Raw genomic sequence first — 15589 nt, 5'->3', positions numbered from 1 at the left:
ATCCTTGGCGCGGAGCAGATGTCGGGCGATCGGTACATGGGCCACGTAGACCATTGTGCGGCGAGCGGTACGTGGACCACGTAGACCATTGTGCGGCGAGCGGTACGTGGACCACGTGGACCATTGCGCGGCGGGCGGGGCACATCGCTCGTGGAAGTGCGAGTGGCCGCCCGGGCGGGTCTGCTGTGATGGGGAAGGGTTCCCGGCCTGGAGGAGTGGTGATGACCGAGCGTGTGGTCGAGGTGGACGGCATCGAGCTGTGCGTCGAGTCCTTCGGCGACCCGGCACACCCGCCCGTCCTGCTCGTCATGGGCACCGGGGCCTCGATGCTCTGGTGGGAGGAGGGCTTTTGCCGGATGCTCGCCGAGGGCGGGTGCTTCGTGATCCGCTACGACCACCGTGACACGGGTCGATCGGTCACGTACGGGGCGGAGCGACCCGCTTACACCGGCGCGGACCTGGTCGCTGACGCCTCCCGGGTGCTCGACGCCCACGAGATCACGGCGGCGCATGTTGTGGGCGTCTCGGCCGGAGGGGCGCTCGCGCAGCTGCTCGCGCTGCACTACGCGGACCGCGTCCGTTCGCTCGTCCTGATCAGTACGTCGTGCGCCGTGTCCGTCGAGCGCGAACTGCCGCCGTCAACCGAGGAGTTGATGCGCTTCTTCGCGGACGCGCACGTCGACTGGTCGGACACCGACTCGGTGATCGACCACCAAGTGGCCTACGCCCGCACGCTCGCCGGGGGCCGCCGCCCGTTCGACGAAGCCGCCGCGCGCAGCCTTGTCCTGCGCGATGTCGAGCGTGCACACGACTTCACGGCGGTCCGCCATCATGACGCACTGCCGGACGGCGAACTCCCCGACGTGCCCCTGTCCTCGATCGCCGTACCCACATTGGTGATCCACGGGAGCGCCGATCCCATGTTCCCGATCGCGCACGGTGCGGTCCTCGCCGAACAGATCCCCGGCGCGAAGATGGTGACGCTGCCCGACGCAGGGCATGGGGTCGAGCGCGCCGACTGGGCGATAATCACTGCGGCGATCCTGGAGCACACCGCCGCCAACGGCCGCTAATGACACGGACGTTGATGTGAGAGGCTGCCGTACAGCCGTTCGGGGGCAGGGGCGGCGTGGCAGTCGGTGATGGGAGAGGTTCACGTGGCACAGGCCGGCGCAGGCACGGAGGAGATCGACTCCAGCAGGCCGCACCCCGCTCGCGTCTACGACTATCTGCTGGGCGGCAAGGACCACTTCGAGGTCGACCGGCAGGCCGGTGAGGCGCTCGCCGCCCAGGCACCCGAGGCGCGCATGTCCGTACAGGCCAACAGTCCTTCCTGCAGCGTGCTGTGCGTCATGTCGTCGGCAGCGGTGTCCGTCAGATCCTCGACATCGGCACGGGACTGCCCACCGCTCCGAACATCCACGAGACGGCCCGCGAGGTGGCGCCGGACGTGCGGGTCGCCTACGTGGACAACGACCCGATCGTGAAGAAGCACGCGGACGCACTCCTCACCAGCTCCGGGGCGACCAGCATCGTGCTCGCCGACCTGCGCGATCCGCAGGCTGTGGTGGACCATCCCGACGTCCGCCGGATCATCGACTTCGCCGAGCCGGTCGCACTGTTCCTGATGGCCATCCTCCACTTCGTCACCGACGCCGAGAAGCCCGACCGCATCGTCGCCACCCTTCGCGACGCACTGCCGGCCGGAAGCTTCCTGGTCCTCTCCCACGCCACCGGCGATCTCGCGGACCGCCGCGACGCCCAGGCCGTGTACGACAACGCCACCGCCAGCATGAACCTGCGTTCCCACGCCGAGGTCGGACGCTTCTTCGACGGCTTCGACCTGATCGAACCCGGCCTGGTCCAGGTCCCGTTCTGGCGCCCGGACACCCCACCTCCCGCCCGGTCCGAGGAGGTCGGCTTCTACGGCGGTGTGGGGCGCAAGGCCGGCTGACCCCCGATGCCGGGCGCCTGGCGCGGTGGTGCAGGTGTCGTGGGTGACGTAGGTGTGTCGTAGGAACCGATCTTGTCCCGATGATGTCTGGGCGAACATGGCGAGTCTTGCGTTTCTCATTCTGGCGTTCGCGCCGATTGCGGCGCCGCTGGTGGTGCTGGGTGCCGGAGCGGTCCTGTTCCGGCGGGTCACGAGCCGGCCGCCGGTCAAGGGCCGGCGCCTGCCCAGCGGCACGACCTGCACGCTGGTCGCCGTCATGGCCGGGGCGGCGGCGCTCGGCGCGTACGCGTCCGGCGTGATGTCGGGCTTCTACATCCTGGATCCGGACCAGATGTGCGCGTCGCGCGGCGCCCAGGGCGATCACGTCGTGACGCGCGCGACCCTCCCGGTCAGCTCGCAGTGCGTCACCTCGGACGGTGTGGGGACCGAACTGGTGCCGGGCTGGGTGAATCCGGTGGTCTTCGTGGGCCTGACGCTCTTCGTGCTCGCCGTCGCGACGGGAATCCTCGGGTTGGTGCGGCGCTTTGGCGCAAGAGCTTGACGAGCGGGCTGGGGCTAAGTAAGTACATGCCAGAGGATTGGTATGGACCAACTCTGCGGCTTCACGCGCCGCTTCGGCGCCCACCCCCCAGTGGAGGCAGCACATGCGAAGACCGTCGACACTTCTCACCCTGTTCGCCGGACTGCTTCTGCTGATCCTGGCGCCACCCGCGACCGCCGCGAGCACGCCGACCGCCACCTTCGCCAAGACATCGACGTGGGAGGCCGGTTACCAGGGCTCGTACACCATCACGAACGCAGGAAGCACCAGCCTGTCGAGCTGGAGCGTCGAGTTCGACCTTCCCTCCGGTACCACCGTCGGCTCGTACTGGGACGCGCTGCTCACCCAGAGCGGCAACCACTACACCTTCAAGAACCGCGAGTACAACGGCACGTTGGCGCCGGGCGCGTCCACGTCCTTCGGCTGGGTGTCCAACGGCACCGGCACCCCCACCGGCTGCAAGCTCAACGGCGGTCCCTGTGCGGGCGGTTCGGGCACCGACACCACGCCGCCCAGCGCACCGTCCGGAGTGACCGTAGGCTCCGCGACCGGCTCCTCCCTGACGGTGCGGTGGAGCGCCTCGACGGACGACTCGGGGTCCGTCGCCGGATACGAGATCTCGCGCGACGGAGGCACGCCCGCCACCGTGACCGGCACCTCGTACACGGCCACCGGACTGCAGTCCGGCACCAGTTACTCGTTCCGCGTACGAGCCCGTGATGCCGCGGGCAATGTGTCCGCGTACTCCACGGCTGTCAGCGGTACGACCACCACCGGCAGCGGCCAGCAGCCGAGCGGCGGCCTGTCGACCGCGCCGTACATCGACATGGGGGCGTGGCCCACGCCGAGCATGCCCGACATGGCCTCGTCGAGCGGGCTGAAGAACTACACGATGGCCTTCATCACGGCCTCCGGGTGCAAGGCGATGTGGTTCAACGCCTATGACCCGCGGGACGGTTGGGCCAAGGATCAGATCGACGCCATCAGGGCCGGCGGGGGAGACGTCAAGGTCTCCTTCGGTGGCGCCAGCGGCATCGAACTGGCCCAGGCCTGCGGCTCGGTGGACGCGCTGTACGCCGAGTACAACGCGGTCGTCACCGCCTACGACCTGAAGTACGTCGACTTCGACATCGAGGGCGCGGCCTCCGCCGACCCGACCTCCGTCGCCCGGCGCTCCCAGGCCCTGGCGCGTCTGCAGCAGGCCCACCCGGGCCTGAGGATCTCGCTGACCCTGCCCGTCCTCCCGGAGGGACTGACCTCGGACGGCCTGAACGTGGTGCAGTCGGCACGCGACGCCGGGGTCGACCTGGACGTGGTGAACGTGATGGCCATGGACTACTACCGAAGCGTCGACTACGGCGACGCCGCCGTCCAGGCCGCACAGAGCACGTTCGCCCAGCTCAAGTCCCTCTATCCCGGCAAGACCGACGCCCAGACCTGGGCGATGGTCGGCGTCACGCCGATGCTCGGGCAGAACGACGACGGCCACATCTACGACCAGGCCGACGCCCGCCAGCTGGTCTCCTTCGCCCAGGGCAAGCACCTGGGGGAGCTGGCCTTCTGGGAAGCCACCCGGGACCGCAACGCCTGCACGGGCGCGCTCTATCAGTGCACCAACATTCCGCAGTCCCCGTACGAGTTCGCGAAGATCTTCGCGGGCTACACGGGCTGACGAACCGGCAACCTCAACCCCACATCAGGCCAGCCGGCCGGGACCGCCTCGGGAGACGAACCCTCACCTCTCGGAGCGGTCCCGAGTGGTAACGGTCGCGGATCGGGACGACAGGGCGCTGGGCGGGCACGGAACGTGGCGTGGCCTTGACCTTCCTGGTCGCAGCCGCGCACGGTGGTCGAGACGGCGATTCGGTCCATCGAATCCCCGATGAATCCCCGAGGGCCAGGGAAGGCCGGCACATGACGTCAGGGTTCGACCTCGACCACACCTCGTTCGCCCTCCATGACGCCCTGGGCTGGGCGCGACGGCTGCGCCGAGAACTCGGAGCCGTTCCCGTCTGCGGTGAAGTCCTCCCGGAATTCCGGTACTTGCTGCTCTACGTGGGTACGGCCGACGAGGGCGGACGACTGGAACTCCTGGAGCCTGTCGCCGACGGCTTCCTCGCTCGCTTCCTGAAGACCCATGGAGAGGGACCGCATCACCTCACCTTCACCGTCCCCGACCTGGCGAAGGCCGTCGACCAGGTCCGGTCCCTCGGCATGACCGTGGTGGGGGAGAGCTACGGCAATCCCGCCTGGCGCGAGGCCTTCGTCATGCCCGACGCCGTTCACCGCACGGTCATCCAGCTCGCGCAGACCGACATGACCTACCCGGACCCTCGCGAACTCGTCGCAAGCACCGCCCGGGATCCCTCGACCTTGCCGAGCGTCGAGGGAGCCACGCAGCCACTGTGGTGGACCTCGCTCTGGGACACATCGGCCGAAGCTTCGGCGCGGCAGGGGCCGACACACCTCGCCTCCTCGGACCTGGCCCTGTCGCGTCGTCTGTTCACGGAGATCCTCGGCGCCCAAGTCCAGGCACGAGACGGCTCGTTGGACCTTTCTTGGCCGAGCGGCTCGATCCGCGTGCACACCGCCGACACCCCCGACACCCCGAATACCCCCGGCGCCACCGACACCCCCAACACCCCCGGGATCACCGGAATCAGCATCTACGGTGGTCCGCCGCAGCCCATCACCATCGGCTCGGCACGCTTGGCGGGCGGTAGTTGATCTGTGCGACCCTGCCCGGGTTTCGACCGGCCGAGGTGAGGAGGTGGCGGTGAGGATCGTCGTCACGGGAGCGTCCGGATTCCTGGGACGCCTGCTGACCGAACGTCTGCTGCAGACGCGGACGTTCGCCGGGGAACCGATCACCCGGCTTGTGCTCGCCGACCGCGTCGTACCGCCCGAGAAGCCGCAGGCATCCGGTGCCCTGGTGGAATGGGCGCACGGTGACCTGATCGACCGTGTCGACGAGGTGTTCGCGGAGCCGGTGGATGTGCTGTTTCATCTGGCTGCCGCGGTGTCGGCCGAGTGCGAGGCCGATTTCGAGCTCGGGATGCGTACGAATGTGGACACCACGCGCGCCGTGCTGGAGGCGGCCAAGAGGCAGACGGCGGCCGGAGGGTCGGTGCCGCGGGTGGTGTTCGCCAGCAGTCTCGCGGTCTACGGATCGCACCCGGCGCTGCCTCTGCCGCCTGTGATCAGTGAGACGACGCTGCCTGTGCCGCGGTCGAGTTATGGCACGCAGAAACTCATGTGTGAGCACCTGATCGCGGACCTGAGCCGCCGCGGCTTCATCGACGGACGCGTCGCCCGGCTGATGACCGTCGTAGTGCGGCCGGGCCGGCCGAACGCGGCGGCCTCGGGCTTCCTGTCCGGCATCATCCGGGAACCGTTGGCGGGGCTGCCGGCCATCTGCCCGGTCGCCCCGGACCTGAAGGTCGCACTGTCGTCGCCGCGGCGCACTGTGGGCGGAATCCTCCGCGTCGCCGAGGCCGAGCGCGGGACCGGACCGGGGCGCCTCGACGGGCCCCTGCCCGTCAACCTGCCCGCCCTGACCCTCTCGGTGGCCGACATGCTCGCCACACTCCGGCAGGTGGCCGGTGGCAGGGCCGCCGACCTGGTGACCGTCGTACCCGATCCCGCCGTCGAGGCCATCGTCGGTTCGTGGCCGGCCGTCTTCGACAATCGGCGCGCCGCCGCCCTGGGGCTCCAGCCCGATCCGGGTTTCCTGGCCGTCGTGCAGGAATATCTCGCCGATCACCCCGAGGCAGTCATCAACGCCTCGGGGTGACGGACCGGACCATCCGGCGCGGAACGCAGAGAGCCCCGACTGGACGGGGGAGACCAGCCGGGGCCGTTCTGGTGTGACATGCGGAGGGCGGTCGCCTCTCGGCGAAAGGCTCCGTGGGGCTTCAGCCGAACGATCGTCCCCACGGGCTATAGGTGAGGCCCGGGGACACTGTCCCCTCCGCAGCCACGTATAGGTGAACGGTCAACCGCTGGGAGTTGTTCCAGGGGCGTGCGTCCATCCGTCGTGACATGGCGCACACCGGGTCTCGCAATCCCGCCATCGGCTCCGCGGACAAGGGGTTGCGTGGTGTCTGTACGCGATACGGGACTTGGGATAACGTCGCCCTGCATCAACGCATTGAATCGTTTCAAACCGTTCGGGAAACCCCGAGGAACCCCGCACGTCCACGAGGAACCCCGCAGTCCACGAGGAACGAGGTGCCATGACATCGAGCAGCGCATCGAAGAGTGCCGCACAACCTGGCCCCCGCCGCCGTACGGTCATGGCGGCCGCAGGGGCCGGAGCCGTGGCCCTGTCCGTCGGGTCGCCCGGAACGAGCCCGGCCGCCGCGGTGACGAGCGCGGACGCCGACACGGCGAGCGCCTCCAGACCGCCGCGCCTGGGCACCGGCTGGCAGCGCTACGTCCAGGGGCCCGCATCCCGCACGGTGCGACCCGTGCGGGTTCTCGGCTCGACCGGCGACGTTCGCGACCCGCAGGCGCTGCTGAAGCCCGGCGGCGGCGCGACCGTGCTGCGGCGCCCGCAGCCGAGTCCCGCGCCGCGCTGGCCGGACGGCACCACGGCCGAGGCGTCCTCGACCCACGCCGGCAACAACGGCAACGACGGGCAGCCGCGCACCTACGACGCCAAGAACGCCATCGACGGCAACCCCGACACGTTCTGGAACGACGACACCCTGGCCGCATTCCCCGACGTCCTGACCGTCACCATGCCGGAGGCCCGGCAGTTGTCCGGGATCACGGTGATCTCCAACAGCGACGGAGTGCCCACCGCCTTCACGGTCGACGCCTGGGTCGACGGCGGCTGGAAGGCTGCCGCAACGGTTGCCGACAACGATGTCATCCAACGGGCCGTGCCCTTCGCGGCACCGGTGTCGACGAGCAAGGTGCGCATCACCGTCACTGCCGTGCAGGACACCTCGCACGGGGCGTTCACCCGGATCAACGAGGTGTGGCCCGAGCCGGTCGAGCCGGTCGCGGCGCCCAGTGTCACGGTCGACTTCGGCAAGGTCGTCGTGGGCTACCCGCACATCCGCTTCACCTCCGCCTCGGACAACTCGCCCGGCGTGCGCGTCGCGTTCTCCGAGACGCGGCAGTTCCTCACCGACCGCTCCGACTTCACCCGCTCCGACCAGTCCGGCGGCGCGGGCCGGGGAACCGACCAGTTCGCCGTACCGGCCAAGGGCGCGGACTGGACCGACCACAAGGGGTTCCAGTCGGGTGACAAGGTCTACGCCGACGGTCTCCACGGCTTCCGCTATCTGCGCATCACCCTCGACGCCCTCGACTCCGACGCCCCGGCGGCCCAGCCCTGGGGGACGGTCGAAATCGACTCCGTCAGCCTGGACTTCACCGCATACGTGGGTACACCCGGCACCTACCGCGGATGGTTCCTCTGCTCCGACGACGACCTCAACCGCTACTGGTACGGCGCCGCGTACACCAACGAACTGGTCACCGACACCTTCCGCCAGGACGACGTCGACCCGAGGAACGCCTGGAGCGCCTCCCTGGAGGGCAAGCTCGTCCTGCACGACGGGGCGAAGCGCGATCGCGACCCGTACGTGGGCGATCTCGCCGTCTCGGCAAGGACCTTGTACCTCACCCATGACGACGCGGCGGCCGCCGCCCGCAACGTGCTCGCCGATCTCGCCGACCACCAGCGCGCCGACGGCTGGATACCTCCGGCGTCCATCTCCTCGTACACACTCCCGCTGTTCGACTACCCCTTGTGGTGGGTGACCTGCAGCTGGGACTACGTGCTCTACACCGGGGACCGGGCCTACGCCAGCCAGTACTACCCGAACCTGGTGAAGGTGCTGGACACCTGGTACCCGAGCGTCACGGACGAGGCAGGACTGCTCAGCAAGGGGCTCAACAACACGGGGGGATACGGCGATTACGCCTTCCTGGGGCGTACCGGGAGGATCACCTACTACAACGCCCTGTACGTCCAAGCGCTCAAGGATGCGGCCCAACTCGCCCAGTTGCTCGGCCACTCGGCGGACGCGGCACGCTGGGCACAACGGTCGGACGCGGTCACGAAGGCGATCAACGCCCACCTGTGGGACGCCGACGCGGGCGCCTACCTCGACTCCGCCACCGGGCCCGCGCGCCACGCACAGGACGGCAACGCGCTCGCCGTCACCGCGGGCATCGCCGACGCGGACCGCTCGGCATCGTCCCTCGCCCACCTCGACGCGACCACCCAACTCCCATACGGCAACGCGTTCATGGACAACGACACCATCTTCGCCGGAGCGTCCAAGCGCGTGTACGCCTTCACCTCGTACCCCGAGATCGAGGCCCGCTTCCTCACCGGGCGCGCCGACTCCGCGCTCGACCAGATCCGGCGCATGTACGGATGGATGGACAGCCACGACCCCGGCATCACCAACTGGGAAGGCATCGGCCCCGACGGATCGCTCTACGAGGACGCCTACACCAGCATGGCCCACGGCTGGTCCACCGGTGTCCTGCCCGCGCTGACTCACCAACTGCTGGGCGCCCGGCCGACATCACCCGGATACGCCACCTGGGAGGTACGCCCGAACCCCGGCGACGTCGCCTGGGCACAGGGCCAACTCCCCACCCCGCACGGACCTTTGAGCGTCTCCTGGCAGAACACCGGGAACACCTTCCGGCTCGACGTCGACGTCCCCGACGGAACGCGGGCATCGGTCGCCCTGCCGGGGAACGGGCACCGTCTGACCGTACGGTCCCGCAACCGCCTCGTGTGGGACGGGCGCCGCGCCTCGGACGGCAAGGCAGGCATCGTCGACGGGCGCGTCACGATCCCGGGACTCACGCCGGGGACGCACACCTTCACCGCCCGGCAGTCCCGCTGAGCGCGGGGCCTGGCCCGCCACGATTCAGGGTGGCGGGCCAGGCACCTGATCGGTCAGGCACCTGATCGGTCAGGCACCTGATCGGCCAGGGCCCGATCGGTCAGGGGCCCGATCGGCCAGGCACCAGGTGAGTCGTCCCTGCCGACCATGGGTACGCGGTCCGTCGGCTCGGGACGCGCAGCGGATGGGGAACGGTCATGGCTGGGTTGCTGGGAAGGCGTGCGGGTGGGGCGCGGCGGCTGCGGGACATGCTGCTCGGCGCCGGACCGGTGCTCGCGCCGGGGGCGTACGACGCGATGAGTGCGCTGCTGGTGGAACAGGCGGGCTTCCCGGCCGTGTACATGACCGGGTTCGGTACCACGGCCTCCCTCCTCGGTCGGCCCGACGTCGGTCTGCTCACCATGAGTGAGATGACGGCTGCCGCCCGTCGCATCGTCTCGGCGGTCGACATCCCGGTGATCGCCGATGCCGACAATGGATATGGCAACGCGATCAACGTCATTCGCACCGTCCGGGAGTACGAGGCCGCCGGTGTCGCCGCGATCCACCTGGAGGACCAGACAAGCCCCAAACGCTGCGGTCACATGGAGGGCAAGGAGGTCATCCCGGCGGGCACCATGGCCGGCAAGATCGAGGCGGCCGTAGAGGCCCGTGAAGACCCCGACTTCGTGATCATCGCGCGTACCGACGCCCGCGCCGTGGAGGGATTCGAAGCCGCGCTGGAGCGGGCCCGCCGCTACCGGGATGCCGGTGCCGACGTGCTCTTCCTGGAGGCCCTCCAGACCGACGCCGAGATCGAGGCGGCAGCAACCGCCTTCCCGGACACCCCATTGCTCTTCAACTGGGTCGAGGGCGGCAAGACCCCACCCACCAGCCTGGCCCGCCTCACCGAACTCGGCTACCGCCTCGTCATCTTCCCCGTCTCGACCCTCCTCGCCGCCACCTCCGCCGTACAGCACGCCCTCGTCGGGCTGGCCGAATCGGGCACACCCACGGACGCCGTACAACCCATGCCCGACCTGAACGACTTCTTCACGACCGTGGGCCTCCCGGACGTGCTCGACCTGGGAAAGCGCTACGACCACAACTGACTGCGTCTCACCACTGGCCGGCAGTAGGTGCGGTTGCTCCCGTCGACATCGTGGACGAGTCGGTTACTGGTCACCACACGGTCAAGCAGACTGCTCGTCCGCCGCAGGCTGCTCGGGTGCATCGGGAGCCGTGTAGAAGACGGATGAGCCCTGCTTTGTGCGTTGGGCGTGGTTCTTGGCCACCAGGCCTTCGAGTGTGGTGCGTACGACGGTCGTCTTGATGGTGCGGTCGGGGTGTTGCTGTGTCAGTGCGGTGGTGACTTCGGCGGCGGAACGGGGTTCGTTCTGGTCTGCCAGGTGTGCACGGACCAGCTCGACGAGTGTGGGGCGGGGCGAGGACGCGGCCTGTGACTTGGCGGCGTTCTTCTTGCCGGTGCGCTTGCGCCCTGTCGTTGCGGTTTTCTTGGCCGCCGTCTGCCTGGCCGTATCCGTCGTGGTTGCCTTCTTGCGAGGGGACGGGACAGTCGCAACGGGCTCGGTTGCAGGTTCGGCGGTGACGCCAAGCGCCTGCTGGATGTTCACCAGGACCGTGTGGTCGTGCCGTACGGCGGCCAACTGGGCCTGGAGCGCCTCGATTTCGCCGCTGAGGCGGTCCTGCTCCTTCAGGTTGCGCTCGAGGTCGCCGGCCACCTGGGCGCTGTACTGCGAAGTCAACTCCGTGGTGCCAGCAGTTGTTTCGGACACGGTGCTCACGCCCTTCTTGGAGGTCACCGTCAGCGAGCTGAGCGCCCGCAGCGTATGCGATATCTAACGTAGCCGCTTTCCCGGCTGGTGGTACATGTTAGATGTCGGTTACTGCTGCACAGCAATCCCCATGGGTGACCTGCACCTACCCGAGCCAGGCCGCGACCTTGTCGGGGTTGGCCTTGACCCACTTCTCGCCCGCCGCTTCCGGTGTCATCTTGTCGAGCGCGATGTATTTGGCGACCGTGTTCTGGTCGTCATTGGTCCAGTGGAACTTCTTCACCAGGTCGTAGGCCGGGCTGCCGGACTTCGCGAAACTGCTGCTGACGATCTTGTCCAGGTCGAACGCCTGATAGTCGCAGGCCACCTTGGCGGGTTCGGCGTCGCATCCCGCGGTGTGCTTGGGCAGGGAGACCTTCTTCAGCGGCACCTCGGACAGGAACCACTGCGGCTCGTAGAAGTAGCCGATCATCCACTTCTTGTGCTTCTCGGCGTCCCGGAAGGACTGGATGAGGGCGGTCTCACTGCCCGCGTACACCACTTTGAAGTTCAGCTTCAGATTCTTGACCAGGGCGGCGTCGTTGGTCTGGTACGACGCGTCACCGTCGAGGAGTTGGCCCTTGTCGCCGGACTCGGAGGTCTTGAAGTGCGAGGCGTACTTGTTGAGGTTCTTCCAGTCGGTGATGTCCGGGTACTTCTTCACGATCCACGGCGGCAGGTACCAGCCGATGATGCCCTTGTTGCCGGTCGGGCCGAGGTCGACAGCCGTCTTCTGCTCGGTGATGTACTTCTTCCTCAGGTTGTCGTGGCCCCAGTTCTCGAGGATGGCATCGACCTCGCCCGTGTCGAACCCCTGCCAGCCGATCTCCGCCTTGAGATCCTTCTTGACGACCTTGCAGCCGAGTTTGTGCTCCGCGACGTATCCGACGACCGCCGCGTCCGCCTCGTAGCCGACCCACGGATTCACGGCGACATTGAACGTGCCGCACTTGCCCGAACTACCGCTGCCCGCCGCGGACTCCTCCCCGACCTTCGCGCCGCCGCAGGCCGTGAGGGTGAGACCGAGTACGGCTGTTGCCGCCGCGCCCTGACGCCACATTGCTGTTCGCTCTGCCATGGTCCTGCTCCTTGATTCGCACTTCGATTCGTACGTCGATTCGTACGAGGTCATGTGGCGTCCATGGCGCACCGGAAGCCGACGTTGCCGGTCGCCGAATCCGGGAAGAGCGCCTGCCGGGCGGCGACCCGGTAGCGGCGGCAGTAGGAGGCGTGGCACAGATAGGAGCCACCCTTGGTGACGCGCTCCTGAACGCCCGGGGCACGGGCGGGCGAGAAGGGGTCTTCGCACCATTCCCAGACGTTGCCGGTGGTGTTGTACAGGCCGAAGCCGTTGGGTTCGTAGGAGTCGACCGGACAGGTGCCGTACCAGCCGTCGGCGGTCGGGTGCCGGTGGGGGAAGTCGCCCTGCCAGACGTTCATCCGGGGGCGGCCGTCCGGCTCGAACTCGTCGCCCCAGGGGAACACCTTGCCGTGCAGCCCGCCCCGGGCGGCGCGTTCCCACTCCGCCTCGGTGGGCAGACGCTTGCCGGCCCAGGCGCAGTAGGCGCGGGCGTCGTCCCAGTCGACGTGGACGACGGGATGGTCCGGCCGGTCCTGCCAACTGGAGTGCGGCCCGTCGGGACGGCGCCAGTCGGCGCCCTCGACCTGCCGCCACCAGGGCGCGTGGACCACGCCCCGGGTCGGCGGGAAGTCGTCCGGAAGCCGACCGGCGAACACGAACGACCAGCCGATCCGTTCGGTGGAGGTGCGGTATCCGGTCTCGGCGGTGAACCGTGCGAACTGTGCGTTGGTCACGGTGCAGGCGTCGATCCAGAACGCGTCGACGTACACCGTGCGTTGTGGGCCCTCGCCGTCGGCCGGGTAGGCGTAGGGATCCTCGCTGCCCATGAGGAACTCGCCGGCGGGGACGGCGACCATGCCTTCGGGCGTCGCCCGGTGGACGGTCGGCACGGCGAGTTCGTGCCGTGCCGCGGTCTGTCCGCCCGAGGGCGTGCAGCAGCTCATTGGGCCCCCATCACGCGCCGGTGCAGTCCGCCGTCGAACTCGGCGGACTCGACGCTCCGGCCGCCGAGGTCGATGCGCACCGTGTGGATGGTGCCGGTGAACTCGTTGTCGAGGGCCGGGTAGTCGTCGCTCACCGGCGTGCTCAGGTCCACTCCGACATCGAGGGTCTCGTCGAAGGAGAAGTAGTACGCGATGGTACGCTCGACGCGTCCGCTCGCGTGCTTCTCGCCGTCCACCAGCAGCGTGGCGGTGCCGCCCTTGCCGAGTCCGCCGCCGTCGTAGTCGAACTCGACGCGGATCTCGTGCCGCCCCGGTTCCAGGGGCCTGCCGCGCACGGTGTACAGGTTCAGGCCGAAGTAGTTGTACGCGTAGGCCGGCCTGCCCTCGCTGAAGTACAGGGTCCAGCCCCCGAACCGGCCGCCCTGCGCGATGATCACGCCCTCGGCGGGCGTCGGGGGCAGGTCGACGTCGGCACTGATGCTGTGCGAACGGTTCTTGACGTTGAGGGTGGTCTCCTCGGTGAACCGCCGCATTCCCGCGCGGTAGGTGATGGAGGTCCGGTCGCCGAGCAGATCGATACGGCCGGCCATGGCGGGGTTCTCCCGTTCGGTGACCCGGTCGTCGAGCGGGAAGACCTGGTACTTGGCCGCCTCGATCAGGAACAGGTCCTGCAACTGGCGCAGTTTCGACGGGTGTTCGGCGGCGAGGTCGTGGGCCTGGCTCCAGTCGTGGTGCAGGTCGTACAGCTCCCAGACGTCGTCGGCGAACCTGCGCTCCTTGTCGGGGATCATCTCCCAGGGGATGCCGTGCCGGGTGACCGCCATCCAACCGTCGTGGTAGATGCCTCGGTTGCCGCACATCTCGAAGTACTGGGTGCGGCGGTGTTCCGGCGCCTGGGGGTCGGTGAGCGTGCGCTGCATGCTGGTGCCCTCGATGGGCTGCTGCGGCACACCGTCCACGCTGAACGGCGCCGGGACTCCCACACAGTCCAGGATCGTCGGCAGTACGTCGATCACATGCGAGAACTGGTGCCGCAGACCGCCTCGTTCGGGTACGCCCCGCGGCCAGTGCAGGATCATCCCGTCGCGGGTGCCGCCGAAGTGCGAGGCGACCTGCTTGGTCCACTGGTAGGGGGTGTTGAGGGCCAGCGCCCAGCCCGCCGGGGCGATCGGGTAGCTGAGCGGGCCGCCGATCTCGTCGAGGTGGTCGATCATCTCGTCCGGGTCGTCCACCAGGCCGTGCCCCAACCGGTGCTCGACGACGGTCCCTTCGATGCCGCCCTCGCCCGAGGCGCCGTTGTCCCCCAGGATGTAGATGAAGATCGTGTTGTCCAGCTCACCCAGTTCCTGCAGGGCGTCGACGAACCGGTCGACCTGGACGTCGGCGTGTTCGGTGAAGGCGGCGAACGTCTCCATGAACCGGGCCGTCAACCGGCGCTGGTTGTCGCTGAGTTCGTCCCAGTGGGGCACGCCCTCGGCCCAGGGCGCGAGTTCCGCGTCGGGCGGTACGACCCCGAGTTCCTTCTGTCGCTGGAGGGTTATCTCACGTTGCCGGTCCCAGCCGTGGTCGAACCGTCCGCGGTACTTCTCCTGCCATTCGCGGCCCACGTGCAGAGGTGCGTGCGCGGCGCCGAGCGCGAGGTAGGTGAAGAAGGGCCGGTCGGGCGTGAGGGTGCGCTGGGTGCGCACCCAGTCGATGGCGTGGTCGACGAGGTCCTCGGAGAGGTGGTAGCCGTCCTCGGGCCTGCGGTCCGGCTCGACGGGGGTGGTGCCGTCGTAGAGCAGGGGGTACCAGTGGTTCATCTCGGCGCCCATGAAGCCGTAGAAGGTGTCGAAGCCCTCGCCGGTCGGCCAGCGGTCGAACGGGCCGACCGCGCTGATCTCCCGCGGCGGGGTCTGATGCCACTTGCCGAAGGCGGCCGTGCTGTAGCCGTTGCCCTGCAGGATCTGGGCGATGGTAGCCGCGCTGCGCGGCCGGAAGCCGTTGTAGCCGGGAGCCGCTGTGGTCATCTCGGTGGTGCCGCCCATGCCGACCGAGTGGTGGTTGCGGCCGGTCAGTAGGGCCTGCCGGGTCGGCGAGCACAGCGCCGTCACATGGAAGCGGGTGTAGCGCAGCCCGTTGTCCGCGAGCCGCTGCGCGGCCGGCATCTCGCAGGGGCCGCCGAACGCGCTGGAGGTGCCGAACCCGAGGTCGTCGACGAGCACGATCACCACGTTCGGGGCGCCCTCGGGCGGCGGGACCGGGCCGATCGGGGTGAACGCGGTCTCCTGGTCGTGGACGTCCATCGCGGTCGTCAGGGGCCGGCGGTTGTCCGGCCTCGGCAGTATGTGCCGTCCGGCGTCGAACTCAGTCATGTAAATTCTCCGATTCGGAG

At 68.8% G+C, this 15589-nt stretch carries 11 protein-coding genes and 1 pseudogene; 8 read left to right on the top strand and 4 right to left on the bottom strand.

Annotated elements, in window-relative coordinates:
- Positions 1-221 precede the first annotated feature (221 nt).
- The 8 genes and pseudogenes from JYK17_RS06280 to JYK17_RS06245 all read left to right on the top strand — a co-directional run bounded on the left by JYK17_RS06280 (position 222) and on the right by JYK17_RS06245 (position 10467).
- Entirely contained in the window at positions 222-1073 is an 852-nt protein-coding gene (locus tag JYK17_RS06280) for an alpha/beta fold hydrolase (RefSeq protein WP_222809954.1), read from the top strand.
- Positions 1074-1142: 69 nt separating this feature from the next.
- Positions 1143-1954, top strand: a pseudogene (locus JYK17_RS06275) (SAM-dependent methyltransferase).
- Positions 1955-2051: 97 nt separating this feature from the next.
- Positions 2052-2495, top strand: coding sequence for a hypothetical protein (locus JYK17_RS06270; protein WP_108015087.1), 444 nt, complete (start codon positions 2052-2054; stop codon positions 2493-2495).
- Between the two features lie 103 nt (positions 2496-2598).
- A complete protein-coding gene (locus JYK17_RS06265; protein ID WP_222809953.1) occupies positions 2599-4167 on the top strand; it encodes a cellulose binding domain-containing protein in 1569 nt (522 codons plus the stop codon).
- 242 nt (positions 4168-4409) lie between these two features.
- Positions 4410-5222: a VOC family protein gene (locus JYK17_RS06260; protein ID WP_222809951.1), complete on the top strand. Its 813-nt coding sequence runs from the start codon at positions 4410-4412 to the stop codon at positions 5220-5222.
- Positions 5223-5271: 49 nt separating this feature from the next.
- Positions 5272-6288 (top strand): D-erythronate dehydrogenase, encoded by a 1017-nt coding sequence (denD, locus tag JYK17_RS06255; RefSeq protein WP_108015090.1) that lies wholly within the window; start codon positions 5272-5274, stop codon positions 6286-6288.
- A gap of 502 nt (positions 6289-6790) precedes the next feature.
- Positions 6791-9376 (top strand): alpha-L-rhamnosidase-related protein, encoded by a 2586-nt coding sequence (locus JYK17_RS06250; RefSeq protein ID WP_234547298.1) that lies wholly within the window; start codon positions 6791-6793, stop codon positions 9374-9376.
- Between the two features lie 197 nt (positions 9377-9573).
- On the top strand, positions 9574-10467 hold the full coding sequence (locus JYK17_RS06245) for an isocitrate lyase/PEP mutase family protein (protein WP_128804210.1): 894 nt from the start codon (positions 9574-9576) through the stop codon (positions 10465-10467).
- Positions 10468-10548: 81 nt separating this feature from the next.
- Here JYK17_RS06245 and JYK17_RS06240 read toward each other — a convergent pair whose 3' ends face one another.
- The 4 genes from JYK17_RS06240 to JYK17_RS06225 form a co-directional block, all read right to left on the bottom strand.
- Positions 10549-11151 (bottom strand): hypothetical protein, encoded by a 603-nt coding sequence (locus JYK17_RS06240; RefSeq protein WP_108015153.1) that lies wholly within the window; start codon positions 11149-11151, stop codon positions 10549-10551.
- 145 nt (positions 11152-11296) lie between these two features.
- A complete protein-coding gene (locus JYK17_RS06235) occupies positions 11297-12268 on the bottom strand; it encodes an ABC transporter substrate-binding protein (protein ID WP_128804211.1) in 972 nt (323 codons plus the stop codon).
- A gap of 50 nt (positions 12269-12318) precedes the next feature.
- A complete protein-coding gene (locus JYK17_RS06230; RefSeq protein ID WP_234547297.1) occupies positions 12319-13215 on the bottom strand; it encodes a formylglycine-generating enzyme family protein in 897 nt (298 codons plus the stop codon).
- On the bottom strand, positions 13212-15569 hold the full coding sequence (locus JYK17_RS06225) for an arylsulfatase (protein WP_222809949.1): 2358 nt from the start codon (positions 15567-15569) through the stop codon (positions 13212-13214). Before JYK17_RS06225 ends, JYK17_RS06230 begins: the two co-directional genes overlap by 4 nt.
- Positions 15570-15589: the final 20 nt, after the last annotated feature.

Origin of the sequence: Streptomyces plumbidurans (genome assembly GCF_019857225.1) — a bacterium.
Classification (GTDB): domain Bacteria; phylum Actinomycetota; class Actinomycetes; order Streptomycetales; family Streptomycetaceae; genus Streptomyces; species Streptomyces plumbidurans.
This window is presented reverse-complemented; position numbering and strand designations above follow the sequence as displayed.

Excerpts from the sequence above, each read along its gene's own strand:
- JYK17_RS06260 (WP_222809951.1), top strand. The coding sequence starts at position 4,410 with ATGACGTCAGGGTTCGACCTCGACCACACCTCGTTCGCCCTCCATGAC.
- JYK17_RS06225 (WP_222809949.1), bottom strand. The coding sequence starts at position 15,569 with ATGACTGAGTTCGACGCCGGACGGCACATACTGCCGAGGCCGGACAAC.
- JYK17_RS06245 (WP_128804210.1), top strand. The coding sequence starts at position 9,574 with ATGGCTGGGTTGCTGGGAAGGCGTGCGGGTGGGGCGCGGCGGCTGCGG.
- JYK17_RS06280 (WP_222809954.1), top strand. The coding sequence starts at position 222 with ATGACCGAGCGTGTGGTCGAGGTGGACGGCATCGAGCTGTGCGTCGAG.
- JYK17_RS06230 (WP_234547297.1), bottom strand. The coding sequence starts at position 13,215 with ATGAGCTGCTGCACGCCCTCGGGCGGACAGACCGCGGCACGGCACGAA.
- JYK17_RS06270 (WP_108015087.1), top strand. The coding sequence starts at position 2,052 with ATGGCGAGTCTTGCGTTTCTCATTCTGGCGTTCGCGCCGATTGCGGCG.
- JYK17_RS06250 (WP_234547298.1), top strand. The coding sequence starts at position 6,791 with ATGGCGGCCGCAGGGGCCGGAGCCGTGGCCCTGTCCGTCGGGTCGCCC.
- JYK17_RS06235 (WP_128804211.1), bottom strand. The coding sequence starts at position 12,268 with ATGGCAGAGCGAACAGCAATGTGGCGTCAGGGCGCGGCGGCAACAGCC.
- JYK17_RS06265 (WP_222809953.1), top strand. The coding sequence starts at position 2,599 with ATGCGAAGACCGTCGACACTTCTCACCCTGTTCGCCGGACTGCTTCTG.